The organism is Lysinibacillus sp. NPDC097162 (genome assembly GCF_044762185.1).
Lineage (GTDB): Bacteria > Bacillota > Bacilli > Bacillales_A > Planococcaceae > Lysinibacillus.
This window is the reverse complement of the sequence record NZ_JBIWDT010000001.1, coordinates 428,502-454,853: the sequence shown is the minus strand read 5'-3', so window position 1 is coordinate 454,853 and position 26,352 is coordinate 428,502. Positions and strand designations below refer to the sequence as shown.

31 protein-coding genes are annotated in these 26,352 nt (G+C 37.0%); 12 read left to right on the top strand and 19 right to left on the bottom strand.

Annotated features, from left to right (window positions below):
• Nucleotides 1–198: 198 nt before the first annotated feature.
• The 3 genes from ACIQXW_RS02135 to ACIQXW_RS02125 all read right to left on the bottom strand — a co-directional run bounded on the left by ACIQXW_RS02135 (nucleotide 199) and on the right by ACIQXW_RS02125 (nucleotide 3,365).
• A complete protein-coding gene (locus ACIQXW_RS02135; RefSeq protein ID WP_340825557.1) occupies nucleotides 199–1,608 on the bottom strand; it encodes an NCS1 family transporter in 1,410 nt (469 codons plus the stop codon).
• Between the two features lie 23 nt (nucleotides 1,609–1,631).
• Nucleotides 1,632–2,432 carry a carbon-nitrogen hydrolase family protein gene (locus ACIQXW_RS02130; RefSeq protein WP_402759620.1) on the bottom strand — a complete coding sequence of 267 codons (801 nt, stop codon included), beginning with the start codon at nucleotides 2,430–2,432 and terminating at the stop codon, nucleotides 1,632–1,634.
• A gap of 429 nt (nucleotides 2,433–2,861) precedes the next feature.
• Nucleotides 2,862–3,365 carry a cysteine hydrolase family protein gene (locus ACIQXW_RS02125; RefSeq protein WP_340825561.1) on the bottom strand — a complete coding sequence of 168 codons (504 nt, stop codon included), beginning with the start codon at nucleotides 3,363–3,365 and terminating at the stop codon, nucleotides 2,862–2,864.
• Nucleotides 3,366–3,494: 129 nt separating this feature from the next.
• Here ACIQXW_RS02125 and ACIQXW_RS02120 point away from each other — a divergent pair, with 129 nt between their 5' ends.
• Nucleotides 3,495–3,713 carry a DUF3953 domain-containing protein gene (locus ACIQXW_RS02120; RefSeq protein ID WP_401018987.1) on the top strand — a complete coding sequence of 73 codons (219 nt, stop codon included), beginning with the start codon at nucleotides 3,495–3,497 and terminating at the stop codon, nucleotides 3,711–3,713.
• 86 nt (nucleotides 3,714–3,799) lie between these two features.
• On the opposite strand, the gene ACIQXW_RS02115 is transcribed toward ACIQXW_RS02120, so the two are convergent.
• Both ACIQXW_RS02115 and ACIQXW_RS02110 read right to left on the bottom strand, forming a co-directional pair.
• Nucleotides 3,800–4,240: a PH domain-containing protein gene (locus ACIQXW_RS02115; protein WP_402759618.1), complete on the bottom strand. Its 441-nt coding sequence runs from the start codon at nucleotides 4,238–4,240 to the stop codon at nucleotides 3,800–3,802.
• A gap of 104 nt (nucleotides 4,241–4,344) precedes the next feature.
• On the bottom strand, nucleotides 4,345–6,039 hold the full coding sequence (locus ACIQXW_RS02110; protein ID WP_402759617.1) for a sigma-54 interaction domain-containing protein: 1,695 nt from the start codon (nucleotides 6,037–6,039) through the stop codon (nucleotides 4,345–4,347).
• A 149-nt stretch (nucleotides 6,040–6,188) separates the two neighbouring features.
• On the opposite strand from ACIQXW_RS02110, the gene ACIQXW_RS02105 reads away from it, so the two are divergent.
• Genes ACIQXW_RS02105 through ACIQXW_RS02095 form a run of 3 tightly spaced genes read left to right on the top strand, consistent with a single transcriptional unit; the run spans nucleotide 6,189 to nucleotide 8,425 of the window.
• Nucleotides 6,189–7,067, top strand: a complete 879-nt coding sequence (locus ACIQXW_RS02105; protein WP_340825566.1) for a polysaccharide deacetylase family protein — start codon at nucleotides 6,189–6,191, stop codon at nucleotides 7,065–7,067.
• Between the two features lie 11 nt (nucleotides 7,068–7,078).
• Nucleotides 7,079–7,408, top strand: coding sequence for a hypothetical protein (locus ACIQXW_RS02100; RefSeq protein ID WP_340825567.1), 330 nt, complete (start codon nucleotides 7,079–7,081; stop codon nucleotides 7,406–7,408).
• Nucleotides 7,409–7,420: 12 nt separating this feature from the next.
• Nucleotides 7,421–8,425, top strand: coding sequence for a CobW family GTP-binding protein (locus tag ACIQXW_RS02095; RefSeq protein ID WP_402759614.1), 1,005 nt, complete (start codon nucleotides 7,421–7,423; stop codon nucleotides 8,423–8,425).
• Nucleotides 8,426–8,754: 329 nt separating this feature from the next.
• On the opposite strand, the gene ACIQXW_RS02090 is transcribed toward ACIQXW_RS02095, so the two are convergent.
• Both ACIQXW_RS02090 and sirA read right to left on the bottom strand, forming a co-directional pair.
• The gene (locus ACIQXW_RS02090) at nucleotides 8,755–8,973 is read right to left on the bottom strand and encodes a YneF family protein (RefSeq protein WP_024361518.1); all 219 of its coding nucleotides are present in this window, start codon (nucleotides 8,971–8,973) and stop codon (nucleotides 8,755–8,757) included.
• 100 nt (nucleotides 8,974–9,073) lie between these two features.
• Complete coding sequence (sirA, locus tag ACIQXW_RS02085; protein ID WP_173478238.1) at nucleotides 9,074–9,499, bottom strand: sporulation inhibitor of replication protein SirA; 426 nt, start codon at nucleotides 9,497–9,499, stop codon at nucleotides 9,074–9,076.
• Nucleotides 9,500–9,728: 229 nt separating this feature from the next.
• Between sirA and ACIQXW_RS02080 the strand changes: the two genes are divergently transcribed.
• The 6 genes from ACIQXW_RS02080 to ACIQXW_RS02055 all read left to right on the top strand — a co-directional run bounded on the left by ACIQXW_RS02080 (nucleotide 9,729) and on the right by ACIQXW_RS02055 (nucleotide 14,335).
• Nucleotides 9,729–10,082, top strand: a complete 354-nt coding sequence (locus ACIQXW_RS02080; RefSeq protein ID WP_402759612.1) for a lmo0954 family membrane protein — start codon at nucleotides 9,729–9,731, stop codon at nucleotides 10,080–10,082.
• Nucleotides 10,083–10,098: 16 nt separating this feature from the next.
• Entirely contained in the window at nucleotides 10,099–10,737 is a 639-nt protein-coding gene (locus tag ACIQXW_RS02075) for a PspA/IM30 family protein (RefSeq protein WP_340825572.1), read from the top strand.
• A 98-nt stretch (nucleotides 10,738–10,835) separates the two neighbouring features.
• Nucleotides 10,836–11,963 (top strand): alpha/beta fold hydrolase, encoded by a 1,128-nt coding sequence (locus ACIQXW_RS02070; RefSeq protein ID WP_402759610.1) that lies wholly within the window; start codon nucleotides 10,836–10,838, stop codon nucleotides 11,961–11,963.
• A gap of 50 nt (nucleotides 11,964–12,013) precedes the next feature.
• Nucleotides 12,014–12,694 carry a cell wall-active antibiotics response protein LiaF gene (liaF, locus tag ACIQXW_RS02065; protein WP_402759608.1) on the top strand — a complete coding sequence of 227 codons (681 nt, stop codon included), beginning with the start codon at nucleotides 12,014–12,016 and terminating at the stop codon, nucleotides 12,692–12,694.
• Nucleotides 12,691–13,728: a sensor histidine kinase gene (locus ACIQXW_RS02060; protein WP_340825575.1), complete on the top strand. Its 1,038-nt coding sequence runs from the start codon at nucleotides 12,691–12,693 to the stop codon at nucleotides 13,726–13,728. Before liaF ends, ACIQXW_RS02060 begins: the two co-directional genes overlap by 4 nt.
• Nucleotides 13,703–14,335, top strand: a complete 633-nt coding sequence (locus ACIQXW_RS02055; protein ID WP_340825576.1) for a response regulator transcription factor — start codon at nucleotides 13,703–13,705, stop codon at nucleotides 14,333–14,335. The genes ACIQXW_RS02060 and ACIQXW_RS02055 overlap by 26 nt, the downstream gene beginning before the upstream one ends.
• A 251-nt stretch (nucleotides 14,336–14,586) precedes the next feature.
• Here ACIQXW_RS02055 and tkt read toward each other — a convergent pair whose 3' ends face one another.
• Together tkt and ACIQXW_RS02045 are read right to left on the bottom strand one after the other, a co-directional pair.
• Nucleotides 14,587–16,581: a transketolase gene (gene tkt, locus ACIQXW_RS02050; RefSeq protein ID WP_340825577.1), complete on the bottom strand. Its 1,995-nt coding sequence runs from the start codon at nucleotides 16,579–16,581 to the stop codon at nucleotides 14,587–14,589.
• A 220-nt stretch (nucleotides 16,582–16,801) separates the two neighbouring features.
• The gene (locus tag ACIQXW_RS02045) at nucleotides 16,802–17,035 is read right to left on the bottom strand and encodes a DUF896 domain-containing protein (protein ID WP_340825578.1); all 234 of its coding nucleotides are present in this window, start codon (nucleotides 17,033–17,035) and stop codon (nucleotides 16,802–16,804) included.
• Nucleotides 17,036–17,218: 183 nt separating this feature from the next.
• Here ACIQXW_RS02045 and ACIQXW_RS02040 point away from each other — a divergent pair, with 183 nt between their 5' ends.
• Nucleotides 17,219–17,740 (top strand): GNAT family N-acetyltransferase, encoded by a 522-nt coding sequence (locus ACIQXW_RS02040; protein WP_401018997.1) that lies wholly within the window; start codon nucleotides 17,219–17,221, stop codon nucleotides 17,738–17,740.
• Nucleotides 17,741–17,820: 80 nt separating this feature from the next.
• On the opposite strand, the gene ACIQXW_RS02035 is transcribed toward ACIQXW_RS02040, so the two are convergent.
• Together ACIQXW_RS02035 and yneA are read right to left on the bottom strand one after the other, a co-directional pair.
• On the bottom strand, nucleotides 17,821–18,486 hold the full coding sequence (locus ACIQXW_RS02035; protein ID WP_340825580.1) for a YneB family resolvase-like protein: 666 nt from the start codon (nucleotides 18,484–18,486) through the stop codon (nucleotides 17,821–17,823).
• Nucleotides 18,483–18,797: a cell division suppressor protein YneA gene (gene yneA, locus ACIQXW_RS02030; protein ID WP_340825581.1), complete on the bottom strand. Its 315-nt coding sequence runs from the start codon at nucleotides 18,795–18,797 to the stop codon at nucleotides 18,483–18,485. The genes ACIQXW_RS02035 and yneA overlap by 4 nt, the downstream gene beginning before the upstream one ends.
• Before the next feature lie 176 nt (nucleotides 18,798–18,973).
• On the opposite strand from yneA, the gene lexA reads away from it, so the two are divergent.
• Nucleotides 18,974–19,591 (top strand): transcriptional repressor LexA, encoded by a 618-nt coding sequence (gene lexA / locus ACIQXW_RS02025; RefSeq protein ID WP_024361531.1) that lies wholly within the window; start codon nucleotides 18,974–18,976, stop codon nucleotides 19,589–19,591.
• Between the two features lie 37 nt (nucleotides 19,592–19,628).
• On the opposite strand, the gene ACIQXW_RS02020 is transcribed toward lexA, so the two are convergent.
• The 8 genes from ACIQXW_RS02020 to ACIQXW_RS01985 form a co-directional block, all read right to left on the bottom strand.
• Nucleotides 19,629–20,351: a gamma-glutamyl-gamma-aminobutyrate hydrolase family protein gene (locus tag ACIQXW_RS02020; RefSeq protein ID WP_340825583.1), complete on the bottom strand. Its 723-nt coding sequence runs from the start codon at nucleotides 20,349–20,351 to the stop codon at nucleotides 19,629–19,631.
• Nucleotides 20,352–20,363: 12 nt separating this feature from the next.
• Nucleotides 20,364–21,116 (bottom strand): prepilin peptidase, encoded by a 753-nt coding sequence (locus tag ACIQXW_RS02015; RefSeq protein ID WP_402759604.1) that lies wholly within the window; start codon nucleotides 21,114–21,116, stop codon nucleotides 20,364–20,366.
• 58 nt (nucleotides 21,117–21,174) lie between these two features.
• On the bottom strand, nucleotides 21,175–21,885 hold the full coding sequence (locus ACIQXW_RS02010) for a potassium transporter (protein WP_402759602.1): 711 nt from the start codon (nucleotides 21,883–21,885) through the stop codon (nucleotides 21,175–21,177).
• A complete protein-coding gene (locus ACIQXW_RS02005) occupies nucleotides 21,882–22,475 on the bottom strand; it encodes a PilN domain-containing protein (RefSeq protein WP_402759600.1) in 594 nt (197 codons plus the stop codon). The genes ACIQXW_RS02010 and ACIQXW_RS02005 overlap by 4 nt, the downstream gene beginning before the upstream one ends.
• Nucleotides 22,475–23,449 carry a type IV pilus biogenesis protein PilM gene (pilM, locus tag ACIQXW_RS02000; RefSeq protein WP_402759598.1) on the bottom strand — a complete coding sequence of 325 codons (975 nt, stop codon included), beginning with the start codon at nucleotides 23,447–23,449 and terminating at the stop codon, nucleotides 22,475–22,477. The genes ACIQXW_RS02005 and pilM overlap by 1 nt, the downstream gene beginning before the upstream one ends.
• Nucleotides 23,450–23,560: 111 nt before the next feature.
• Nucleotides 23,561–23,983 carry a prepilin-type N-terminal cleavage/methylation domain-containing protein gene (locus ACIQXW_RS01995; protein WP_402759597.1) on the bottom strand — a complete coding sequence of 141 codons (423 nt, stop codon included), beginning with the start codon at nucleotides 23,981–23,983 and terminating at the stop codon, nucleotides 23,561–23,563.
• 105 nt (nucleotides 23,984–24,088) lie between these two features.
• The gene (locus ACIQXW_RS01990) at nucleotides 24,089–25,294 is read right to left on the bottom strand and encodes a type II secretion system F family protein (protein WP_401019005.1); all 1,206 of its coding nucleotides are present in this window, start codon (nucleotides 25,292–25,294) and stop codon (nucleotides 24,089–24,091) included.
• Nucleotides 25,291–26,343, bottom strand: a complete 1,053-nt coding sequence (locus ACIQXW_RS01985; protein ID WP_402759596.1) for a type IV pilus twitching motility protein PilT — start codon at nucleotides 26,341–26,343, stop codon at nucleotides 25,291–25,293. Before ACIQXW_RS01985 ends, ACIQXW_RS01990 begins: the two co-directional genes overlap by 4 nt.
• Between the last annotated feature and the right edge of the window lie 9 nt (nucleotides 26,344–26,352).

Sequence of the window (26,352 nt, the reverse complement as noted above, 5' to 3'; positions counted from 1 at the left end):
CTTTCTAAAGTCCAGAAGGTAGAAGAACTCTAAAATTTGAGTTCTTCTACCTTCTTTTTTCTTGTTCCTATTAAAGCTTATATCATCTACTGACATTTAGCCTCTACAACAAATTTACCGGTATCAATATCCTCTTAGCAAAGCATGCGCTCTATTGTTTCATCTTTCATAATAACGAACGCTACCTTTTCTTCAGCTCTATACAGGAATTTTCCAATCTCGGTTCACAGAAGTTCCTAAATATTCATCTGAGTAATTTGAAACTACTTCTTTTTGCGGGAATTTATTCAAATACCATCGTTTCATTAGTATATAGTAAATGAAAACAGATATAGGGAAACCTACGAAATACATGTAATCTATGAACACTATAGCAAGTACACTACTAATGAGCCACGCTAGCATACCTGCCAAGTTTACCCCACGATTGTATGTAAATTGCCCCTCCTGCCTATATAAATCTGTCACATGTAAACGACGCTTACGAATTATGTAGTAATCACAAATGATTACACCCGCTAATGCTGACATTGTTGCACCATAATATCCTAAGAAAACAAATAATTTATCTAAAACTAACCATGGTTGAAAAACTGTACCAATAATTCCTGCCAAAATAATGCCCCATGCATAAGATAAATTAAATTTAGCTCCTGCATTTACAAATGTTAAAGATGCGGGTATTAGATTTGCGGCAGAATTGGTTGACCATTGTGCTAAGACAACTAGTAATAAAATGATTACCATAATCCAACCAGTTGCAAGCTGTTGCACTACTTCAATAGGATTCCAGTTGCCAGTAGCTAAAAAACTTACTGCTCCAATTATACCGATAAATGTTTGGACGGTTGGCAAGGCTAACAAATGAGGGATGTAACTATTTGTATTTCTCCGGAACCAATTGCGCTCATTTCTTGGTGCTTTCACATAACGCGTTAGATTTGGTATATCCACTGCAAGTAAAGACCAGAAGCCCATATTAGCAGCCATAATAAGCAACCATGTTGTTTCAGCTGAACTGCCCTCATACGTAAAAATATTTATCCCTTCTACTGTAGCTATACTTGAAATCTTCACAAAAATCCAAATTGAAATCAAAATAATGGAAGGTGCTGCAATAACGGCAAATCGATCGATTGCCTTAATACCAAAGGCGGTATTTGCTATTTGAACACCCGCAAACACAACATACCATACAAACCAAAAATCAAATCCCGTTAAATTTGCCACAATATAGTTAATGGCCGTTGCGCCAAGATATGTTTGAATACCGAACCAAATACAAGCGACTATACCTCTTATTAACGATGGAATATGCACACCTACAGTGCCAAAAGGTGCTCTTAAATAAGCTGCAAACGATAAACCATGCTCAATACCAATATCTCCGGTTAAACTCGCGACAATCGCTATTAGTACATTGGCAACAAAAATTGCGCCCGCTAATTGCCAAAGCGTCATCGACTCAATACCATTTGCTCCAATTTGGAATGTTGCAATAATGACCGCCATTCCGACCCAAATATTAAAAAAACCTAGACCTGTAATAATGCGATGCCTTCTTAAAGTGGGCACGATATCCTTGGTAATTAATGTGTTGCGTTTCATAATTCTCCCCCCTGATTAAAACTTTATTCGCTTGGATGAAAAACGGCTTTATTTAAATCTCTTAAATAAGGTACTTCTCTTCGTTGTTGAATGACTCGTTGTAAATTGATTGTTGCTACAATGCATTCATCCTCCTGTACAGCTTCGGCTAGGACATTGCCTTGTGGATCAATAATTCTACTTTTCCCACCAAAATGTGTCGACTGTTTTTCACTTCCTGAACGATTGGCCGCAATAACAAAACAACCATTTTCGATAGCCCTTGCTCTACTCGCTATGTCCCACACGTAGTAACGCTTTTCGCCAAATGCTGAAGGGTATACGAGAATATTAGCTCCTTGTAATGTTAAAATTCTGGCTCCCTCTGGAAATCCAATTTCATAGCAAATTTGTAAACCTATTTTCAAATCATCTTTATGGATAACTGACAGTGCATCTCCTCTATTAAATCTAATATTTTCTTGATCCCAAAGATGTGTTTTTCGATATTTGCCCAATATGCCATTTTTCGCTATGACGAAAGCGGTATCAAAAATTGTACCTTCGATTTCCCCTCGTTCTAAAATACAGCCGATCATTGTAACATCGTGTTGAGTCGCAATACGCTGTAAATAGTCGGTCGTTTCCCCTGGAATCGTCTCAGCATATTGCCAATCTTGTTCTTCAACCCGATAACCCGTATTAAATAATTCAGGTAATACAATGAGTGTTGCCTGTTGTTCAAGCGCTTGTTCAATTAACATTTGCGCCTTTTGTAAATTGCCAGCTTTATTGCATAATTCACAATTCATTTGTACAGCTGCTACTACATGTTTCAAAGTCATCACTCCCCATGCTTTAGTAAATTAATGACTGCCTATATCCACTACATACAATAGTCCTCCTTTCCTTTACAATTTTTCTTAGCAAAAATCGTGCCAACTTTTCAAGGTTTAAAATATTGTTAGAAACCCACTTATATTGCCAATTTTTTAAAGGGAAAAATGAAAACTTTGTAGCAAAGTTATGCGTTTCGGCATAGTAGCAATGCAATTTAGTGTTTATACTAGTAGAATTTCTTGAATCGCCGGTATAACTCGTGTTATCGCCGATAAAATCATATAAATAGCTGGTAAAACTCGTGTTATCGCCGATAGAATAACGTGTATCCTGCACTGTGCGGAAAGTGACTGACATAAGAGAGACCATCAGAACAACAAAAAAGTGTTAGATTGGTTGCAGTCAATCTAACACTTTTCCCCTAACTATAAAATTCATTCTATAAATTTCAAAAATCTATTACTCCATATATTTTCATAAAAATCAATTGTCTCTTGCGCTGACATAAATGGGTTATGGATGGTAGAAGTCGCTTTACGTACCATAAAGTTTTCATATCCCAAGCCATGGGCGAATTTAATCGTTGCATCCATACAGTATTCTGTTTGAGCGCCGCAAAATTCAATTCGCTGCACAGCTAATTCGTCTAAAATTGTTTTTAAGCTTGTTTCGTAAAAAGAATTTGCATGTTCTTTTCTAACCAAGTAATCTTGCTTTTGCACATCTAGATCGACATGAATCGCCCAAAGCTCCTCTTCTGGTACGAGTTCTTCATCACAATGTTGAACAAAAATAATTGGTTTTTGGTGTTCTCGATATAAAGCGATTCGATTATTTACTTTTGTGAGTAAATTTTGTAGATCAAATAAATGTTCGTTACTGAAACACACGCCATTTTGTAAATCGATAACGATTAAAACATCTGCACTAGTCTTCATTATCTTGCCTCCTCTATTTATACAAAAATTCTATCATTTGAAAACGGTATAAAGATATAGCATGACATTCAATTAGTTATGCTACATTATAATATACATCAGTTAATTTTAATCAGAGGAGGTATTTACTTGAAATTCATTAAAATTAGCCTTACATGTCTTATCGTTTTCATATTTGTGTATAGCCTCATTAAAAATGATTTTTTATATAGTCCAATATCCTCGCTATTACTCGGCTGCTTATTAGCAATTGTAGGATTAGAACAATTTAAAAAAAGACGCAATTGGGGTTATTTATTTTCAGCAGTATCTTTGCTAGTAATCGTAGTAAGTATTTACTCATTTTAACCCCAAATACTAGTCATTTATTATTTCATAAAAAAAGAGAAAATACCTTGCTCGACGTAACGCAAGAGGTATTTTCTCTATATTTTTTACTCGAAGCTTTGTATCTGCATATTAGGACAGCGTTTTCTTAATTCTGCAATGAACTCCGTTTTATTGTCTGGTGAAATCTTTATACTACTAAAGCTTGTAGATTCCACACATAATTCGAGTCCTTGATCTGTTGGTGAAATTTTATATCCAGTGAATTCATCTGTTGTCGGAGAAACCTTTGTTATATTTTGATAAGGGATTCGACGTTTGAATGGTCCACCTTTAATACATAAATACTCTTTATAGAAAACATATTGTATCGAAGTGCCATACCACCAAACAAAACCTCCAGCAACAAGAAAGAGAACAGCAATCAGCAGTAAAATTGCAAACGGTAATTGTTTATACAAAGGAAGCAATGGGATTGAACCCATAATGACAACGACTAAAAATATACCGGTTAACAAAAACATGTTTACCTTCGTGCGAAAAACCATTCGTCCATCACCCTTTCTTATATACTTACATTATAAGCAACAATCCATAAAATTGTAATTATTTTCAAAGATGCACTTTGTAATCGAGTTTGAATTACGCTTTTTTATCGAATATTATATTTAGCAATTTTTCTACTAATTGTTGATTGATTCACTTCTAATAATTTTGCCATTTCCACAGTTGTTTTACATGTTTCAAATGCCATCTGCAATAATTCTTTTTCTGCAAATTCTACACACTCTTTTAAGGGCATAATTTCTTTTACGAGTACAGACTTGCTCTTCTTAGTTTCATTCAGTGCAATTGCGAGTGTTTCGCTTGTCAAATCATCTGAGTCGCTCATAACATAACTTCGTTCAACTACATTTTGTAATTCTCTAATATTACCAGGCCACTCATACTCGGTTAACTTTTCGGTAAAGGTTGAATTGAATGTTTTGGATGTATGGTATTTGTTATTTAATGTAGTTAAAAAATGCGTCGCTAAAGAAAGTATATCTTCCTTGCGTTCACGTAACGGGGGTAAATGAATTGGAATAACATTTAAACGGTAATATAAATCTTGTCTAAACTTTCCTATATCAACCGCTTCAGCAAGATCTCGATGTGTCGCTGCTATAAACCGCACATTGATATGGATTGCTTTAGTACTACCAATACGTTGTAGCGTTCTTTCTTGTATTACTCTAAGTAATTTTATTTGAAGTGAAAGAGGCATATCCCCAATTTCATCTAATAACAAAGTGCCGTGATTAGCAAGCTCTAGTAACCCTTTTTTCCCCTCTCTATTTGCTCCAGTAAATGCACCTTTTTCATAGCCAAATAACTCAGATTCTAATAAGTTTTCGGGTATAGCACTACAATTGATTTTAATAAAAGGCTTATTTTTCCGATAGCTCATTTCATGAATAAAATTGGCAAAAACCTCTTTGCCAACACCGGTTTCTCCTAAAATTAAGACGGTCGAATCTACTGCTGCTACACGTTTTGCAAGTTTAACTGCTGCCTCTAGTTTTTTACTTTTATAAACGAGCGAACTCGAAGGTGCCTTCCTATCGTTTTGTAATTTTGACAATTCACGTTGATATTCATTTATTAAACATTTCAACTGTTGTATTTCTTGTTGTAGGTTACTAATATCTGTAATATCCCTCGAAGCATTTACAACCCTTATTATTTCTCCCTGCTTATTTTTTATAGGGGTCCCTACTACTAATAACCTTTTGTTGTTTTTAGTTGATTGGACCGTTGATATTTTCTTTTTATTTTCTAAAACTAGTCTTGTTATTGAAGGTTGGTATACCCCTTCCTTTTCCAAATCTAAAACATTTTTCCCAACAAGCTGTTCTTCACTTACACCCCATATATGCTTGCATGCTGCACTAACTCTTAATGTATTTCCTTTGTGATCGGATACATACAGAACGTCATAAGAAGATTCAAATATCGCTTTTAAATCTTCACTTTCTTCCTTATACCGTTCATAATCTTGTTGCAATGGCCATGACGAATTAATAGAAACTAATATGTAGTTTTTGTCTTTCTCACTTATTCTAGAGAAGAAAAATTGATATGCTTTGTCACCGCAACAAAAACTTTTCATTAATGGAATGTCAGTGGCAAAAGCTTTTTTCAATAGCGGTGCTAATTTTCGATGATTAATAATTTCACGGTTAAGTTGAATGGCTTTTTGTGCTTTGGTATTTAGCATTTTAATAGAAAAATTTTCATCGTAAATAATTGATGCTAATGGTAGCTTTTCGATTGTTTCAGAAGAAATTTTAGTATTTCCAAGCATAGTACCTCTCCATTCTTTAATTTTTTCAGCATTATAACATAAGCTTTATGCAATTGTGCATATTTTCTAAATTATTTAAAAAATTTATTACAAGAATCGTTTTTTTCGCTAGACTAATGATAAAAAATCATTAAAGGGATGGATGATAGATGCAACGAGAGATTTTAGTAGCATATGGTATTGACGTTGATGCAGTAGCAGGTTGGCTTGGGTCTTACGGAGGCGAAGATTCACCTGATGATATTTCACGTGGTTTATTTGCAGGTGAAGTTGGAACTCCTAGACTTTTAGATTTATTCGACAAACATAATATTAAAACAACTTGGTTTATTCCTGGTCATTCGATTGAAACGTTCCCAATTGAAATGAAAGATGTTTTTAAACGAGGTCATGAAATTGGCGCACACGGATATTCTCATGAAAATCCTATTGCGATGACACCGAAACAAGAAGAACAGGTTTTGCTCAAATCGATTCAATTGATTGAAGATTTAACGGGCAAAAAACCGACTGGCTATGTTGCACCTTGGTGGGAGTTTTCCAATGTAACGAATGAATTATTAATTAAACATGGTATTAAATACGATCACAGTTTAATGCATAATGATTTTACACCTTACTATGTACGTGTCGGGGATAAATGGACAAAAATTGATTATAGCAAGCAAGCTGAAGAATGGATGAAGCCTTTAGAAAGGGGCGAAGAAACCGATTTAATTGAAATTCCAGCAAACTGGTATTTAGATGATTTACCTCCAATGATGTTTATTAAAAAATCTCCAAATAGTCATGGTTTTGTTAATCCTCGCGATATCGAACAAATGTGGAAAGATCAATTCGATTGGGTTTACGAAAATATGGATTATGCTGTATTTACGATGACAATCCATCCAGATGTCAGTGGTCGTCCTCAAGTATTACAAATGCATCATCGCCTTATAAAGTATATTAACTCCCATGAACATATTCGGTGGGTAACATTTAATGAAATTGCCAACGATTTCGCAAAACGTTATCCACGCACATAAGGGGGCATCCTATGTGTATTTTTTGTGGTGATTTCATTGCGAACGTACATTGGACAGAGTTTAAAGAAGATGCTACATCTGAAATTATTGTTGGTGACTTACAACGTTCTAGACAGCAATCGAGAATTGAGCGCGTTCAATTCATCAACAAAATTTTAGTTTTATATCAATTAAAACTTACTGAATGGAATGGCAGTAAATTTATTCTTAGCGATTTAAAAGGGAATACATCAATCATCCATGATTTAGGGACTTTATGGGCTGAAGTAGAAAAGCTTAACGGCTACGCTATTGATCCACTGAGCGCGGACGTAATGGAAAAAATAACGATAGCGAATTGAGTGAAAAAGTATATGCCATCTAGAAAAAAAGCGATTACGATTTTAACTGGTAGCTTAGGTAGCGGTAAAACAACACTGCTTCAAAGCTTATTAACGCATCATCAACTAACTGAAAACATTGCGATTATAGTCAATGAGTTTGGCAAAATCGGCTTAGATCATCATTTACTAAGACAAGCAGAAGAAAAAACGACCTTACTACAAGGCGGTTGTATTTGTTGCCATGCGCGTGAAGATTTAGAGGAAGAACTAAAAAACTTGTTATTTAGTTCTGAACAGGGTGAAATTGATTTTGATCGTATTATTATCGAAACAACTGGCTTAGCTGACCCCGCTCCGATTTTATTTACCATCATGACAAATCCCCTTTTACAACATCGTTTTGTTGTTGATGGGATAATAACAACCGTCGATGCTAAAAATGGCGCTATGCAAATAAAAAATCATGAAGAAACAGTCAAGCAAATCTCGGCAGCTGATATCGTTGCGCTAACGAAAGTAGATATAGTAACGACAGAAGAACTTGATTTGATTTGTGCAGAAATAATACGAATTAACCCAACATGTAAAATTTTTCATGTTGAAAATGGCAATGTGGACCCATCTATTTTAAATGTTGAAAGGAAACTTTATAACAATCGTCTACCTAGCAACTATCAGCTACCTCCTCACAACAATACATCGCATATTCATTCAATTTCTTTTGCATTTTTGCAACCGTTAAATTGGAATAGTTTCGGTGTATGGCTTAGCTTATTACTATATGCAAAAGGAGAAAACATACTGCGCGTCAAAGGAATGCTCGATGTCGGTGAAGCAGGGCCGATCATCTTAAATGGTGTACAGCATATTATTCACCCTCCTATCCATTTAAGTGAATGGCCAGAAAATACAAAGGTTTCACATATTGTCTTTATTATGAAAGATATCCCACCTACGTTATTACACCAATCATTATTCTCCTTTCAAACATTTCTTGGTACGGAAATCAATTTACTGCATGTTCATTGCATTTAGGAAACATTGTCGAAAGCTTAATATGAATACGTGCTTAGATGAATCCATTCTTTCCTCGCATCTAAGCACGTTTTTTTATGCATTACTTTAAAAGACCTTCCCTCTATATTCAATTGTTTCATCCATAAACTATCATTTAACATCCATATTTGCCCTCTATTTCCTATCTCTAATTTCTTCTAAAATTTCGATTACTCGATTGTTTTGTTTTTCAATATTTATCAAACTTCGGTAAACCGCTACTGCTTATGAATGCACATGTGCAGAGTAATTTTAACAACGAAAAAAGCAACCGGTTTACAAAACCAGCTGCTCCTTAAAAACTCCAATTATTTCTGGAATTTATTCATTTGAGTCATCATTTGGCGTACTTGCTTTTCAGACGGCGTACGACCCATTTGTGCCATCATCATTCGAATCATTTGTTCGTTAATTGGTGGGTTTTCTTTTAAATATTTCATCATAGCTTGACGTGCAAAATAGAAACCAAGTGCTGCGCCAGCTGCTAATGCGATAATTACAATAATAATCCAGCCCCATGTAGGCATACAACCAACCTCCTCCACTACAATATACCGAGAAAAAAACTCTCCACGCTCCATTATACACCAAATACTAGCGTGTTACTATATATTATAGTGAAAATTCCTAGTGCATTGTATACTTCATCGGCTTTAACCAACCACACTCATTATCTTGTTTATTAAAGGCAATAAAACGCTCACTCATTTTTGCTAGCATTTGAAATAAATCCAAATCAAGCATTCGCGATCCTTCACAATAGACACAGATTTTACGATCTACTAAATAAATCGCCATCTTTCCTTTTATCGGATGTTCTAAAAATAAAGCATTCCGCGCTCTTTCTAAATGAGCATATTTGGAATCTAGCTGTGCTTCTAGCATTGCAGCAATTTCATCGAAGCGGACAGTTTCACATATATACGCGAGTTCTTTTAAGGATTTCTCATTGGCATCTTCACAGCCCTGCATCATTTCTAATAACTTACGCTCTCTACCGAAAATAAACGTTAAATGCTCTTCTTTTATTTTATATATGGAATAGGTTCTCACCAGAAATCCCCCTTCGCTCAGTTTCTTTAACGTAAGTATAGCTGATTGGAACATGTTAATTTGTCAAACGAAGGAGGGAACCATCTTCTATTTTTGTCGAAAAGCTTCTAGTTTCAGCTTATAAAATAATGCTCAGCCTCAAGACCTAGATGAAAATCCATTTCCAGTCCGTTTTAGATGATCTTTCAAACAGGTAACATAAAGGTACAAACGAAAGGAGCTAAAACAAATGAAAAAATTTCTTTTATTAACTGGAGGTATTATTGCAGCATGTGTCGCACTTGCATTAATTGGCCCAATTACAGGTTTATTATTTTCAGGTGTACTCGTTGCACTAGGCATGCACTTCTACATTGGCAGTAAATCGACATTTGCAAAAATCATTTGGTTTACAGTTGGTCTAATTGGTGTGCTTTCAGCTGTTTCTAATATTCCAGCAATGATTGGTCTTGCAGCAATCGCCATTATTTATGTTATCTACAAAAAATGGAATGGCATAGACGTTAAAATCCCAACAGTGGAAGCGAAAGAAGAAGATCCATTTACAAACTTTGAAAAAGAATGGTCAAATTTAACAAAATAAAAGGAGCGAATTAAAAATGAACTTATTCCAACGTTTTAGATACACAATTGAGGCTGATTTACATCAAGTATTTGATAAAAAGGAACAAAAAAATCCTATCGCCATGTTAAATCAATATATTCGTGAAGCAGAGAAGCAAACAGAACAAACAGGCAAATTATTAGAACGTCAAGGCAAGCTAAAAGAAAAAATGGAACTTGAGCTAAAACAAAATGCCGAATTACTAGCTAAACGTGAAGCGCAACTTCAATTAGCATTAGGTAGTGGCGAACAAGACTTAATCGATTTCGCTTCTGACGAAGTAGCAGCTTATACAACTCGCAATCATACGTTGCAATCAAGTATTGAAGCGAGCACGCAAGAATACTTTGAGCTAGAGCGTAAATTTGAAACAATGAAGCACAAAATTAAAGATATGAAAGTTCGTCAATTACAGTTAATGGGGAAAGAAAATGTCACACGTGCACACCATCAAATGGACGGCATGCTTGCCAACAACAACAAGGCGAATTTCGAGGATTTAGAATCTTATATCGATAAGCTTGCTTACCGTATCGACAAAGATCACGAAGTAACAACTTTTGAGGCACGCCTTGCAGCGCTTGAAAAAAATACAGCCGAAGCTACTTCACCTCTACTCATTGAAAAGAAATAACATGTTATAATGGAAAGAAATAAGGGATGCCTCAATTATTGAAGCATCCCATTTCTTTGAGTATAGGGGGAATAAAAAGAGATAAAGGATAATGATCAATGAAAAATAATAAAAGAAGGAAACGGTTTAATCTATTGATTACTATATGTATTTTTGCTTTTCTTATACTTATGTTTCTAACAATCCTATTATTTAGTTATCGTTTTATCGCACAACAACACATTCAACAAAAAAGTAGTGATCTAATCGCCAATGGTGGCATTAGTGAGCTTAAAGAATTAAATGTAAATGGAGACAAACAGTTTCTATTAATAGAAGGTAAAGATAAGAACAAACCATTTTGTTTATTTTTACATGGTGGACCAGGCTCGCCGTTCCCATATGGCGTAAGCGCTCGAACATTGTTTCCGGAAATAACCGATCATTGTGTTGCTGTGTATTATGATCAAAGGGGTTCAGGTAAAAGTTATACTAAAGATTTATCTATTTCTACAATGAACCTTAGTCAATTCACAGATGATGCGAATGTTATCGTTGATTATATTAGAGAAACTTATCATCAAGAAAAAATATTTGTCATTGGTCAATCTTTTGGTACAGTGATTGGAACTCAATTAGTAGCCAACTATCCAGAGAAAATTCATGCCTATATGGGCATAGCTCAATTAACGAGTAGTAGTAAAGGGCAAGAACTTGGTTATAATTGGTTAAAGGGTGAAGCTATTGCTAATGATGATAAGAAGACACTCCAAGTATTAGAGACTTTAGGAGAAGGACCGTATTTTGCAGAAGATGAAGATCGATTTAGCGATCTTATCAATCAATATAAAGGCATGAATTATTATGATAATACAATAAAAAAAGTGAATGTCGTTGATTTAATAAAAGGGGCGATTACTTCCCCTGATTACTCACTACAGGATTTATATAAATCATTTATTTCAGGTCCACAATTTAGCCTTATCAAAAGCACCGAACTAAAAAAAGAAATCATTAAGACAGATTTTTTTGAGTCTGTAAAGCGTATCGATGTCCCTGTATATTTTATTCAAGGTAAATACGATAAACAGACTAATTATGAATTAGCACAACAATACTATGAATTTATAGATGCACCAAACGGTAAACAATTTATCACATTAGAGCACTCTGCCCATTATCCGAATGCACTTGATGCTGCTATAATACCAAACGCCATCAAAACGATGGTAGAAGCTCATTACTAGGAATCTGACATTCCTCAGAAATAAATTTAGTAGAAAGAAGGGTGACCCTCTTGCAAAACTTTACAACAAATAAACTTACATTTTGGGTACTATGCTTCTTTTTACTCGTTTTTGTAGAGCTCACAATTTTCAATAATGGTGGCGCTTTTTGTTTAATAATTGGAGCTGTAATACTCTATTTAAGCTTTTCGAAAAACATACGATTTTTAAAATGGACTGGAATTTTCTTTATCGCCATCTCCCTCTTTACAATGTGGAGTTTGCGCCTATTTATCGTTATTTTGCTCTTATACATGCTCTATCAATACTTACAACGAGAAAATGAACCGAAAATCGTTACATTAGAATTCGAAAAGCTTCCAGCAAATAAAAATGAACTATTTGGGACAATACCTGCACCTGTAGATGCCTATAAATGGCAAGATGTACAAATCCAACGTCTTGCTGGTGACATTACGATCGATACAACCCAAACGATTTTACCTGCTGGCCCAAGTCTAGTTACAATACGACAAGGAATTGGCAAAGTGCAAATATATGTTCCTTATGAAATTCCATTTCGATTACACTACACGACGTTATTTGGTGAATTCACATGTCTACAAGGCGGTCCACAGCGGCTCCTGAATGAAAGTATTGTGTTCTCAGATGGTAACCATGAAGATGCAAAGCGTACCCTCGTTATACACGTTGCTACATGGCTAGGAGATTTGGAGGTGCTACGTAAATGATTGCATTTCTTTCAAGAGTATTTACTTTATTTTTCATATTAATTGGTGCAGCATTCGGCCTTCTCTTTGCTGTCTGGGGCGAACCAAATGAAAAAGTTTGGCAACCTTTATGGCAACAAAATTATGATAATATGCCGCTAGGTGGCGTAATTTTAATAAGTCTGTTTGCTCTTAGTTTCATCATTTCATGCTGGATTAGTATGACAGCTCGAGCGCGAGAGGCACAAGCTACTCGCTTTGTGAAGGAATTAATCGAGCCAGATTTCGTTCTTCCAAAAAAACAGGCATTACCGAAACCGTTGAAAAAAGCACTTGTTCAAACGAGCGAGCTAATCGATACACAGCGAAAAAGTTTACAGCGACTTTCCAATGAACGCGCGGAAGCGAATGATAAAGTCATTCAAGAGCGCATTATTGCTGAACGTCAACGTCTTGCACGTGAACTGCATGACTCCGTTTCACAGCAATTATTTGCCGCTTCCATGTTACTTTCTGCTCTAACAGAAAGCGATGAAAATGCTAAAAGCTTAAAGCAAGTAGAAAAAATTGTACAGCAGGCACAGCTTGAAATGCGGGCATTATTATTACATTTACGTCCTGTTGCTCTGCACAATAAAACACTCGCCCAAGGCTTAGAGGAATTAATTATCGAGCTTCAACAAAAAGTATATTTTCATATTGAATATGAGCTAGAGGAAATGTCTTTATCGAAGGCAGAGGAAGATCATTTGTTCCGCATTGCGCAAGAAGCTTTATCAAATACGTTGCGTCATTCTAAAGCAACTGAGGTTGAACTACTTCTTGTTGCTCGAGATGGTTTAGCGATATTACGTATTCAGGATAATGGCCTCGGCTTTGATGTGGAAGCTGATAAATCAACTTCCTATGGACTACAAAATATAGCCGAGCGAGCGGTTGAAATTGGCTGTACGTATAAAATTGTTTCTGTTCCTGGAGAAGGTACGATTGTAGAGGTCAAAGTTCCCCTACAGAAGGAGGTTGTTGAAGTTGATACAAGTATTAATAGTGGATGACCACGAGATGGTCAGAATTGGCGTATCTGCCTACTTGTCAGCACAGCCTGATATTACCGTTGTTGGTGAAGCGGAAAATGGTGCAGAGGCTGTAGAACGTGCCCTCGCCCTTCGCCCCCATATTATTTTAATGGACAATGTCATGCCTGTAATGACAGGAGCGGAAGCGACTGCCAAAATATTAGAAGCCTGGCCAGAAGCGAAAATCATGATGGTCACAAGCTTTTTAGATGATGACAAAGTATATCCGGCTTTGGAGGCTGGCGCGGTCAGCTATATTTTAAAAACATCCAACGCTAAGCAAATTGCTGACGCCATCCGTAAAACAATCGGTGGGGAAACCGTTTTGGAGCCAGAAGTCACAACTAAAATGATGCACCGTATGCGCTACGGTTCGAACACACCACTGTATGAACAATTAACTGACCGTGAAATGGAAGTTCTTCTACTAATGGCAAAGGGCAAGGCTAACCAAGAAATTGCTGATGACTTATACATCGCATTAAAAACCGTGAAAACCCATGTCAGCAATATTTTAGCCAAATTAGATGTTCAAGATCGTACACAAGCCGTCGTCTACGCCTTCCAAAATGGTTTGGCCAAGTAATATTATGAGTGTCACGAGATTACCGGCGATTTGTGCTGTTTTAGTGGCGATTCTCTAATTTTTATCGGCGATTCGCCATGTTTTATCGGCGATTCGCCATGTTTTATCGGCGATTCGCCACGTTCTATCGGCGATTTCCCTCGTGCTATCGGCGATTCATGCACTTATATCGGCGATTCCTCATAAATTACTCAAAAAAATACCGCAGCGCTCAATTAGAGCGTTGCGGTATTTTGTATTATAGCCAAATTTTATAGCGCTTTTACTTTCGCTACAACATTTTCTACTGTGAAACCGTATTTTTCCATTACTAATTCACCTGGTGCAGAAGCGCCGAACTTGTCGATAGCAAGAACGTCTCCTTCAAAGCCAGTGTATTTATGCCAACCGAATGATGCACCCATTTCGATTGCAAGACGTTTAGTCACAGCTTTTGGAAGAACTGATTCTTTATATGCTGCATCTTGTTTTTCGAAGCGATCCATTGACGGCATTGACACAACTGCTACATCCATACCATCAGCTTTTAATGCTTTTTGTGCTTCGATAGCAAGTGAAACTTCAGAACCTGTTGCAATTATAATTGCATCTGCTACTTCTTTAGAAGCAGGTGATACAGTGTAAGCACCTTTTGTAACACCTTCGCGAACTGTTTCAATTGACGCGTCAAGCACTGGTAAGTTTTGACGAGATAATACTAATACAGTTGGTGTGTTTTCAGAAGATACAGCAAGCTCCCAAGCAACTGCAGATTCATTTGCATCTGCTGGACGTACAACAGAAAGATTTGGCATTGCACGTAATGAAGCTAAATGTTCGATAGGTTCATGTGTTGGGCCATCTTCCCCTACAGCGATTGAGTCATGTGTGAATACATATGTTACAGGAAGACCCATTAATGCAGAAAGACGAACAGCTGGACGTACGTAATCTGAGAATACGAAGAATGTACCACCAAAGACGTTTAGACCACCGTGAAGAGCCATACCGTTCATTGCTGCGCCCATTGCAAATTCACGCACACCGAACCAAATATTGCGACCAGCATAATCGTCTGCTGAGAAATCGCCTGCGCCTTTCATCGTCGTTTTGTTCGAGCCTGCAAGGTCAGCTGAACCACCAAAGAATGATGGAGTTTTCTTCGCAATCGCATTAATAGCATCACCTGAAGAAGAACGTGTTGCTACAGATTTACCTGCTTCATATACTGGCAATTCTGCTGCAAAATCTTCTGGTAACTTACCATTCATAGCATTTTCGAATTGAGTTGCTAATTCAGGGAACTCAGCTTTGTATGCTTCAAATTTCGTATTCCAAGCCGCTTCTGATTGTGCACCTTGCACTTCAGCAGCTGCATTGAACGTATCATATACTTCAGCAGGAATTTGGAATGGTTCATGCGCCCATTCGTATGCTGCTTTTGTTAATACAACTTCATCAGTACCTAGTGGAGCACCGTGAGAATCAGATTTACCTGACTTGTTTGGAGAACCGAAACCAATTACTGTTTTCACTTCAATAAGTGTTGGCTTGCCAGTAGATTTTTTCGCTTCCTCGATTGCTTTGTTAACAGCTTCTACTTCTGTGCCATCAGCAACTTTTAAATAGTTCCAGCCATATGACTCAAAGCGTTTTTGTACGTTTTCAGAGAATGATTTTTCTAAATCACCATCTAATGAAATATCGTTTGAATCGTATAATACGATTAATTTTTCAAGTTTTAAGTGACCAGCTAATGAAATCGCTTCAGCTGCAACACCTTCCATTAAATCGCCATCGCCGCAAAGTGCAAATGTATAGTGATCGACAATATCATGTCCTGGTTTATTATAAGTAGCAGCTAAATGACTCTCTGCCATTGCCATACCAACTGACATGGCAATACCTTGTCCAAGAGGACCTGTAGTTGCCTCTACTCCAACAGTATGACCGTATTCTGGATGTCCTGGAGTTAATGAATCCCATTGACGGAAGTTTTGAATTTCTTCCATTGGAAGGCCGTAACCTCCAAGGTGAAGTAGGCTATATAAAAGCATAGAGCCGTGACCTGCTGAAAGTACGAAACGATCGCGGTTATACCACTTTGGATTAGCCGGATTGTGGCGAAGTTGTTTTGTCCAAAGCGTATAAGCCATTGGCGCTGCCCCCATCGGTAAGCCTGGGTGACCTGAATTTGCTTTTTCAATTGCATCAATTGACAATGTTCGGATAGCATTAATCGCTAGTTGATCCGCATGTTGAGTCATTATGTTGTGACATCCTTTCTCGTCCTATATATTGTTCTACTACAGTTTAGTCAACATTGTCCTAGAAAACAATGCTTTTGTTATACTATTTGAGATTTATGTCATACTTTATCATCATTTTGTAACTTGCCATTTAAAATGTAAGAATTGAATGATGAATATTATCCAGATATAACAATAGAATATCCAAATGTTCTAGTACTGGATTAAATGTGACATATTAATTTAAAAATTTATTTTTTTTCGCTTGTTTTACCTTCTCAGGTGTAACGTCATTACCTTCTTCATCGACAACTTTAACATTTTCAATCGTATCGCGCATTGACGCTCTAAATGTATCTAAATATTCTTTGCGAAGAGAAGTACGCTCTTTCGCTTCTTCCTCTGTTAAGTTGCCCGCTTTTGCTTTTGCTGCTAATTCATTAATTCGATTAATTTTTTCTTTTGATAACATTGTTACACACCTTTCAATACCTTTATCACTTCAGTATGCAAAGTATAGCATGGTTTCCCTTAAAATGCAGTTATACCAACCCTTAAAAACACTTCTTAGCCATAATTTACATGACTTCCAGATGTTAGTCGTGTATAACTAATTATACAAGGAAAAAATTTATACTTTATTGGAGGAAATAAGGTGAACATCACAACACAACGATTACATATCCGAAAATTTGAAGAACAAGATTTGCAAGCTGTTTATAGTTATATGTCTGATAAATCGGTGATGCACTATATGCCAGAAGGTGTTTTAACTGTAGAACAGGTACAAAAATTTATAACAGATAATAGCGGTGAGCAAGCACAACATTTTGCTATTGTTTTACATGATCAGCAACAAGTCATTGGTCATCTAGTTTTCCATCCCTACTTTGGCGAACATACATATGAAATTGGATGGGTGTTGAATCCTGCATATTATCGTCAAGGTTATGCTTCAGAAGCAGCGCACGCCCTATTGGATTACGGGTTTACGAAAATGAAGCTTCATAGAATTATCGCTACATGCCAGCCTGAAAATATTGCCTCCTACCGAGTGATGGAAAAAATCGGTATGCAACGTGAAGGATTTTTTAAAAAATGCATACCATATGGTGACGGTTGGTGGGATGAATACTATTACGCTATTTTGCAAGAGGAATGGGTAGCTTTAACATGAAATTAATCTTGCCCTCCTACCTAGTTGGACAGTTTACATCAGGAGTGTTTTTAAACATGAAAAAAGATTAGCAGGGCAAATTAATTGCCCGCTAACCTTTCTTGATGTTCTTGATAACGCCTATGTACGGTTGCCTTACTTACATCGAAGCCAAGACCTCTTAGTGTCGTAGCAATTTCCTCATAGGTAAAGCCCCGATTTCGTAGCTTCACAATTTCTTCTATAGGCACTTCCTTACGCTCCTGACCATTTGGATTGCCACGATTGGAAAGGTTATGTTCAGGACGATAGCCATTTTCTACTGCACGGCGCATACCACGACGAATTTTCGCATTATGGATTTTACGTTGATATTCCTCAACAATAGCTAAAATTTCGAGCAACATCGTATCCATCTCATTCAATTGTACAGGCCCTGCATCACGCATAGAAAAAACATCTGTTTCCGTTTTTTGCAATAAATGAAGTACAGCCATTCGTGCATTACCACGCCCTAAACGCGTTTCATCTTGCACAAATAATGCGTGTATCTCTTTTTCTTTAATATAATCGAGCATTTCAAGTAATCCTTCGCGTTCAACATCATACCCACTATGCTTATCCAAAAAAACATTTTTCACATCGTAGTTTTGTTCCTTAGCATAACGAAGTAATTCTTCTTGTTGACGCTCCAATGAAGAACTTTGTGTCTCTTTTTCGGTGCTCACACGGCAGTAAATTACAGCCGTTCTTTGTTTATTCATCATCTTTCACTTCTCGCAATTTCAATTGAATTGGTGGGTGTCTGATTGTCACCCACTACTGGTATAACGAGTGATTTTCCAGCAACTATTTTTACGCTATGTAATTCGTTCTCGGCTTTCACAAGTTTTATCCAGTCGTCCATACCCATTTTACCACGGTATTGCTCAGCTAACGACCATAAGCTATCGCCATGTTCGATATAAATTTCAGTGTAAGTAATGTCTCCAGGATCAGTTATAACAAGATAACCTGCAAATAGTAAAAATGCGCCTAATAAAATTGAAATATGTGTATTTTTTTTAAACCAATTCATTCATCATATCCCCTTTTAAGAATGTTTGTTCGGAATGTATGTTCTTATGATAAAGCGAACAGACGTTTTTGTCAAACACTTTTTCGAACCTATGTTTGCATAAGTGTTCGCATTCTGCTATACTATCTAGTAAGAAGATAGTAAGAAGAATGATATAAAAAAAGAGGTGAGCAATCATGAAAAAAGTTTCGAAAAGACAAGAGGATATACTAGCGTTTATCAAAGAAGAAGTACGTGCAAAAGGGTATCCGCCATCTGTACGTGAGATTGGGGAAGCAGTTGGACTTGCTTCAAGCTCAACGGTTCATGGACATTTAGCTCGTTTAGAGCAAAAAGGCTTTATTCGACGAGACCCTACTAAGCCACGTGCCATTGAAATTTTAGAGCCAGAAGATTCAATTCAAAAGCAAAGCGTCATCCATGTACCGCTTGTTGGTAAGGTAACAGCTGGATCACCGATTACTGCCATCGAAAATATCGACGAATATTTCCCATTACCTGATATTTACGGTACAAGTGAAGATCAACTATTTATGTTAGAAATCATGGGTGAATCGATGATCGAGGCGGGTATTTTTGATGGCGATTTAGTCATCGTGAAGCAAAAAGCAACAGCAGATAACGGTGATATTGTCGTTGCAATGACAGAAGAAGATGAAGCAACAGTTAAACGCTTCTTCAAAGAAAAAAATCATTTCCGCTTACAGCCAGAAAACGCTACAATGGAACCGATTATTGTAGACCAAGTTTCAATTTTAGGACAAGTAGTCGGCTTATATCGCCGTGTACACTAATGCATTCTCATACTTAGCAAACAAAAAAGAGAAGCACTCATGCTTCTCTTTTATATTTTAAGCTCTCCTCAGTAAAGGCTGTAAAAAGCTTCTGTGCAGCTAAATCCCCTACAACTGCTTGTTCTTCTGGGTGCCACTGCACTGCTAAACAAAACGGATAGTCTTCGTGCACGAACGCTTCAACTAGACCATCACTCGATTTCGCTGCAACGATTAGCTTCTCTGCTAATACATTTACAGCTTGATGGTGAAATGAATTCACAGCAATTTTTTCTTCCTCGATAATTGATTTTAACAACGTATCTGGCGTAATTTGTACATAATGTGTAGCAACACCCCGAGCCGCTTGTTGTGTATGCTTTAACAGCTTACTACTATGATATTCGCTATCAATATCTTGGTATAAAGTTCCACCTAACGCAACATTAAGTATTTGCATGCCACGGCAAATCCCCAAAATTGGCATTTTTCTTGTAAAAGCCGCATGAATTAAGGCAAGTTCCACCTTATCTCGTTCTGGATGTATTTGTCCTAGCTTCGGTAGAGGCTCCGCTCCAAATTCAAATGGATGCACATCATGACCACCAGATAATAATAAACCGTCCGTCAACGATAAAATTTGTGCTACATCTTCCTCTACCCCTAGTGGAATAATAAGTGGAATGCCACCAGCCTCAATGACACTTTTACTATAGGCTACATTCAATCTTGACGATAAATCGTCCTCTGCAAATGCTGTAATACCAATAATCGGTTTCATCCATATACCCCCTTACCATAATCCTACATACCAATCAATTATGACATCCCCATAGAAATACACGATAATTGCAGCTAAAGCAATGGAAGGTCCAAAAGGAATCGGCGTTTTTCGACCTTGTTGCCGTACTTTGAGCACGATTATCCCGACAATCATACCAATTACCGCCGCTACAAATAATGTCAATAATGTATTTATTGTACCAAGTACAAGTCCAAGTAAAAAGAATAATTTAATATCGCCACCGCCCATACCGCCACGTGATACAACAGCAATACCATATAATATGCCAAAGCCAACGACGGCACCTACGATACTATCCCACCAAGGCGTTAATGGCGAAAACACTCGCCCAATTGCTAATAAAGGTAAAAAAAACAAAAGCACTTTATCAGGAATAAGCATATACGCAAAATCCGATACGACAAGGATTACTAATAATGAAATCAATAGTATCGCTACGATAAACTCTTCACTAAAGCCCAATTGCCAATATGAAAAGGCGAATAATACGCCTGTTAACAACTCCATTAGTGGATAAATCCACGAAATTTTTTGTCCACAGCTACGACATTTACCTGCTAAAAAAACATAGGACAAAACGGGCACTAAATCAATTGCCGTTAATTGTCTTTGACAGCTCGTACAGTGAGAGGGTGGCTTAACAATCGACTCCTTTAACGGCACACGTAAGCCTACAACATTAAAAAACGATCCAAAAACTAGCCCAAATACAAATACTAGTATTGTATAAGCCATTTCCATTTTTATTGCCTCCTAAACTAACATAGCGCCCATACTTTGGAGTATGCGCGCCTTTACATCATTGTTCTCCCTCATAATAGAAGGTTGTTACCTGAACAGTAGCTTTAATGGATGAATCTGCATCCTCCTCGAATACGGCCTCTTCCCCAGTTAATGTAATATCTAATGTGTCGATTTTCATCACACGTTCAATTTTTTCAATTTCCTTTAAAAATTCAAGCATTGCCTTCGTATCTATAGCAACAACATCAATACTAAACGTCACTAATTTCAATTCTGCTGGTAATGATTCTTTAGCAATAGTAGACGTTGGTAATGCATTATCCCCTTCTTCACTATCTGCTTGCTCGCTATTTTCAGTAGGTTGTTGTGCTGTGACCGCTTGCTCCTCATTTGCTGGTGAGTTTGGGTCAATAATCGAAGAGTCCATCACGAGTGAATCATAATTATTAAATTCTACAGCTTCAACCCGAGTTCCTGTGACTGCTTCTATTTCTTCGATATTTCGAATAACACCTTCAATGGCACGTGTTTGAGGCACTTTTTTTCGCAAAGAAAGCACACTTACACCATGTGATTGCTGTATCGTATCTAATGCAGCAATTTGCTCCTGTATTGTTGCAATTTCTTGTTGAAGTGCACTAACGTCTCGTTCCTTCGCTTCTACCTCTTCCAATTTAGGGGTTAATAAGTAGTAATAGAGTGCAAATAACAGTGCTGCGACTAATGCGGTAAGCAGAAGAATCGCTGAGTTTTTGCTGCTTGTCATGATTCTCTACCTCCAGCCAAATAAATAAAATCAATTGCCAACGTAATGGTTACCGAATAACGTGGTAATTCTTGATATTTATCCTTCAAATTTACTTCGCTCTGCTCCCCAATCGATAACTCAAAATTTTCAATTGTTCCAACTTGAATATCAGTGAAATAAGGGCTTACGTTTAATTGATCAAGATAGTTTGAAATAGCTGACATCGTTTCAAAATCAGCGGTAATTTCTATAGTTGTTTCACCAAATTTATAATTCCGTAAATACGTCTGCTCTGGCAATAATGCTTGCGTCTCATCTATTAATGGTGTCACAGGGTAAGCTACATGATTGACAAATTGAACCGATTGCTCAAGTGACCCTGCATTCATATTTCGTATACCATCTAATTCTATTTGTAGCTGATCTTGCTGGGACGTCAACTCTATTTCCTGTGCATTTAATTTCGTAATCTCGCCTCTCGCCTGGAAGTATTGAATTATCATGAATGCTAAAACGATACCAACGAGTACAATAATTAATATATATAAGAGTATTGGTGCTGATTTCTGTTTTTCTAAATTAGGTAAGAGGTTAATTTCAGGTACCATCAGTGTACCTCCTTCAAAGCCAGCCCTATTAGACTCGCAAACTTCTCAGAAAGTTGAGGAAATGATTTTTGTACCATGGCATCATTTAACACCGTAATGGGCGTCGTGAAATTATTACTTAGAAACTCTGTAATCGTTGGCAATAAAGGATTATCACCAAGAAGGAAAATATCATCTACACTTTTCTCACCTTTATGTAACGAGAATTTAAAAAAGTTCATAATACGATCAATTTCAAGAATTTGATCCGTTAGTATCAATTGATAATTATCTTGATCATCTATTAAATGGAATGAGTAATTAAACTCTTCCTGCTCTTTTGGTTGCCATTTTGCTAAGTTTGTTTCAAACGATTGATAGCGTAAAAACTCTAGTTGACCGTACGAATAAATACTAATCGACAATTCGTTTATAGACCAATCTGCTATTAAATATGTTCTGTCTATTTCTAGTAATTGCATATGCTCTAATAGACGAATATTACATAACGCTCGAATATCGGCAGCTTGCGGTTCTAGCGAAGCATCGAGCAACATCCCGATTGTTTTATTTACTTCTTCTGATGGAGCCGCAAATAACATCGCTTGTCCATCATTCGGTGTTGGATCATAAACATCTATAAGTGGCTCGTGAAATGGTAAATGAATCGTTTGCCCAAGCTCCATTTCAGCGTAGCTTTTTAACTCTTTTGACTCCACATCATGCGGATGCTCAAAACTCTTTAGCAACACGGAAGTATCCGGTACAAAAATACGTGCATTTTGCTTCTTGCCAGCCCATTTGGCAACATGATTTTTCATCATATCAAACAATACGATTTCATCATTGATTATTGAACCTTCGACTATTCCTTGCGCCAATGGCAACTCATAGCCCTTCCACTGCGATGGATCAGCACCTTTTGCCACAAGCGCACGCAAAACATAATCCTTTATTTCAATCGACACATGCGAATTCTTTTTCTTTTTAAACATGCGAAAAGATGCCTCCTTTTAACTGAATGAAGTGTCTAAACATTAACCATCCATTTCCCAACCAGAAGCGTAGTATTGGCTACGCTTCTGAGTGAGTTGGGAGGGTTAATTCTATTTATCTAAACTATTTTTTAATGCTGTTTCTGTAAATGTACCTGTTTTGTTAAAAGGATATTTTGTAGTATCTTTAATCTCTAATTCACTCCAAGTTATTTCCCAATCATTACCATTTAATTGAATTGTAAATGTACCTTCTATTCCCTCTATATACTTATTAATATCTGTTGTCTTGTCTGTACATGCTTTATCTGATTCTCCACAAACATCATCTATTTTCGCTAATTTAGCACCAGAAATATAATTTAATGCTTCAGACACTGTCGCTTTATCACGTGAATTGTTAATAATATTCCCTATAGCAGGAATCGCAATGGCTGCTACGATCGCTAAAATCACGATTACAGCTAGTAACTCAATAAGTGTTAAACCTTTTTGGTTTTTTAATAGTTTTTTGTTCAGTAATTTTTTGAACATGGTGTGTTCCTCCTTTAATAATGTTTTTATAATTAGTGCGAAAACACGTACACCCGTAACGACGCTAGTTATTTTCTACATCACCTCCTTTAAATCATCAATTGTTTACATACTTTCATAGAGTGCGAACATCGGTAGGAAGATTGCTGCTACGATTACACCAACTACTCCTGCTAAAACGAGTATCATTAATGGTTCGATTAACGATTTTAATGTATCGACCGAGCGATCGACTTCATCCTCATAGAAATCGGCTATCTTTTCTAACATATAATCGAGCGAACCTGTTGTTTCGCCGATCGATGTCATTTGCGTTACTAAAGGTGGAAATAGCCAGCTTTTTTCTAATGGCTCTGATAATGTGCCACCCTTTTCAAGATTTTCGCGTGCCTCTAAAACAACCTTTCCTACAACTGGATTGCCTACAACTTTTTCAACAATTGTTAATGCATGTAATATCGGCACTGCACTACTAAACAAGGAGGATAATGTTCTCGTCATCCGAGCAATGACATTTTTTTGCATTAAAACGCCAAATACAGGGATTCGTAATAACACATAATTTACATTGTAATGAAAGAGCTTATTATGGTTATAAAAATACCTAAACAGGATGACCGCTAACAAGAACATGCCAATCACTATATACCAAAATTTAACTAACCAATCTGACACGCTGACAACAATAACCGTTAGTAGTGGCATTTCTAAATCCATGTCCTCAAAAGTTGCCATAAATGTGGGGACGATAAAAATCATTAAAAACATCCCTACCGCTATTGTCAGCACCGATAAAATAGCTGGATAGGTTAATGCTGATTGCACTTTTTTCTTTATTTTAAATTGCTTTTCTAACGTACCTGCTAGTCGCTCTAAAGTGTCATCCACATTACCTGTCGCCTCTCCAGAACGCATCATATTAACGAACATCACTGGAAAAACTTTTGGATGCTTTGCCGCAGCATCTGAAAATGAAGTACCGCTACGGATGTCCTCTTCTACTTGCTCCAAAGCCTTTTTTAGTGGCTTACTTTTCGTTTGCACACCTAAAATATGTGTTGCTTCAACGATTGACACCCCAGCGCGAATGAGTGTTGCATATTGACGGCAGTAAATAACGAAATCTTGATGCTTCACTTTACCGCCGAGATTTAATTCTTTATGCAAAAGACTTTTCGACTCTTCCAGTTCTCGCGCATTAATGCCTTGCGTGCGTAATTTTTCGAGTGCTGCCTTTTTATTGACTGCATCAATAATTCCTTTTTTGTGTGTACCAGTTTTAGTACGTCCGCTGTAGCGAAAAACGGTCACTGATACTCACCCGCATTCATATATGGTCTTGCATCCTCCAACGAAATTTTCCCCATTGCAATTAGCTGCTGCATGGATGACTCCAATGTGTGCATACCAAGCGCACGGCTTGTCTGCATTACACTTGGGATTTGGTGTACCTTTTCATTGCGGATTAAGTTAGCAATAGACGGTGCCTGTACTAATATTTCCGTTGCTGCAATTCGCCCCTTTGCATCTTTTCGAATAAATAAACGCTGTGAAATAATCCCTACTAATACATTCGCTAACTGCACACGAATTTGACCTTGCTGATGTGGTGGAAAGACATCAATAATACGATCAATCGTCGTTGGTGCACTACTTGTATGCAATGTCGCCATCACTAAGTGACCTGTTTCAGCGGCTGTAATAGCTGTTGAAATCGTTTCATAGTCACGCATCTCACCGACTAATATCATGTCAGGGTCCTGACGTAGCGCAGCACGTAAACCATTGGCAAAGCTTTGTGTATCCACACCTACTTCTCGTTGATTGATGACCGACTTTTTATGTGTATGTAAATACTCAATTGGGTCTTCAAGTGTAATAATATGCTTTGCTTTCGTTTCATTAATATAGTCAATCATCGCAGCTAGTGTCGTCGATTTCCCAGAACCTGTTGGACCTGTTACTAAAATAAGTCCTTGTGGTTTTTCAGCTAGCTGATACAACACCTGAGGCATATTTAACGATTCAATGGACGGAATTTTTGCTTCAATTAAACGTGCCGCAATTGTCATTTCATTTCGCTGATGATAGGCGTTTACACGAAAGCGACATTTCCCGGGCAATGAATAGTTAAAATCCGTTTCACCTTTATCATGAAATTCTTGGAGTTTATGGTCAGGTAAAATAGCTTTCACCATCGTTTGTAATTCTTCTGAAATAAGCGGTTCAGTCCCGTAATGCTCCAACTGACCATGGATGCGATATACAGGTGGAATCCCCTTTGTTAAATGTAAGTCTGACGCCTTTTCCTCAAATGAACGTGTTAAAAGCTCTTCTATATTTCTCGATGTTGTCATCATACGGTTCAC

Coding starts and splice junctions, on each gene's coding strand:
- pilM (WP_402759598.1), bottom strand. CDS start 23,449: ATGTTTAAAAAGAAAAAGAATTCGCATGTGTCGATTGAAATAAAGGAT.
- ACIQXW_RS02130 (WP_402759620.1), bottom strand. CDS start 2,432: ATGACTTTGAAACATGTAGTAGCAGCTGTACAAATGAATTGTGAATTA.
- ACIQXW_RS02010 (WP_402759602.1), bottom strand. CDS start 21,885: ATGACAAGCAGCAAAAACTCAGCGATTCTTCTGCTTACCGCATTAGTC.
- ACIQXW_RS02100 (WP_340825567.1), top strand. CDS start 7,079: ATGTGTATTTTTTGTGGTGATTTCATTGCGAACGTACATTGGACAGAG.
- lexA (WP_024361531.1), top strand. CDS start 18,974: ATGAAAAAAGTTTCGAAAAGACAAGAGGATATACTAGCGTTTATCAAA.
- ACIQXW_RS01995 (WP_402759597.1), bottom strand. CDS start 23,983: ATGTTCAAAAAATTACTGAACAAAAAACTATTAAAAAACCAAAAAGGT.
- tkt (WP_340825577.1), bottom strand. CDS start 16,581: ATGACTCAACATGCGGATCAACTAGCGATTAATGCTATCCGAACATTG.
- ACIQXW_RS02035 (WP_340825580.1), bottom strand. CDS start 18,486: ATGATGAATAAACAAAGAACGGCTGTAATTTACTGCCGTGTGAGCACC.
- ACIQXW_RS02060 (WP_340825575.1), top strand. CDS start 12,691: ATGATTGCATTTCTTTCAAGAGTATTTACTTTATTTTTCATATTAATT.
- ACIQXW_RS02135 (WP_340825557.1), bottom strand. CDS start 1,608: ATGAAACGCAACACATTAATTACCAAGGATATCGTGCCCACTTTAAGA.
- ACIQXW_RS02115 (WP_402759618.1), bottom strand. CDS start 4,240: ATGGTTTTTCGCACGAAGGTAAACATGTTTTTGTTAACCGGTATATTT.
- ACIQXW_RS02125 (WP_340825561.1), bottom strand. CDS start 3,365: ATGAAGACTAGTGCAGATGTTTTAATCGTTATCGATTTACAAAATGGC.
- ACIQXW_RS02020 (WP_340825583.1), bottom strand. CDS start 20,351: ATGAAACCGATTATTGGTATTACAGCATTTGCAGAGGACGATTTATCG.
- ACIQXW_RS02015 (WP_402759604.1), bottom strand. CDS start 21,116: ATGGAAATGGCTTATACAATACTAGTATTTGTATTTGGGCTAGTTTTT.
- ACIQXW_RS02090 (WP_024361518.1), bottom strand. CDS start 8,973: ATGCCTACATGGGGCTGGATTATTATTGTAATTATCGCATTAGCAGCT.
- ACIQXW_RS02105 (WP_340825566.1), top strand. CDS start 6,189: ATGCAACGAGAGATTTTAGTAGCATATGGTATTGACGTTGATGCAGTA.
- ACIQXW_RS02080 (WP_402759612.1), top strand. CDS start 9,729: ATGAAAAAATTTCTTTTATTAACTGGAGGTATTATTGCAGCATGTGTC.
- ACIQXW_RS02075 (WP_340825572.1), top strand. CDS start 10,099: ATGAACTTATTCCAACGTTTTAGATACACAATTGAGGCTGATTTACAT.
- yneA (WP_340825581.1), bottom strand. CDS start 18,797: ATGAATTGGTTTAAAAAAAATACACATATTTCAATTTTATTAGGCGCA.
- ACIQXW_RS02110 (WP_402759617.1), bottom strand. CDS start 6,039: ATGCTTGGAAATACTAAAATTTCTTCTGAAACAATCGAAAAGCTACCA.
- ACIQXW_RS02045 (WP_340825578.1), bottom strand. CDS start 17,035: ATGTTATCAAAAGAAAAAATTAATCGAATTAATGAATTAGCAGCAAAA.
- ACIQXW_RS02070 (WP_402759610.1), top strand. CDS start 10,836: ATGAAAAATAATAAAAGAAGGAAACGGTTTAATCTATTGATTACTATA.
- ACIQXW_RS02095 (WP_402759614.1), top strand. CDS start 7,421: ATGCCATCTAGAAAAAAAGCGATTACGATTTTAACTGGTAGCTTAGGT.
- ACIQXW_RS02005 (WP_402759600.1), bottom strand. CDS start 22,475: ATGGTACCTGAAATTAACCTCTTACCTAATTTAGAAAAACAGAAATCA.
- ACIQXW_RS01985 (WP_402759596.1), bottom strand. CDS start 26,343: ATGATGACAACATCGAGAAATATAGAAGAGCTTTTAACACGTTCATTT.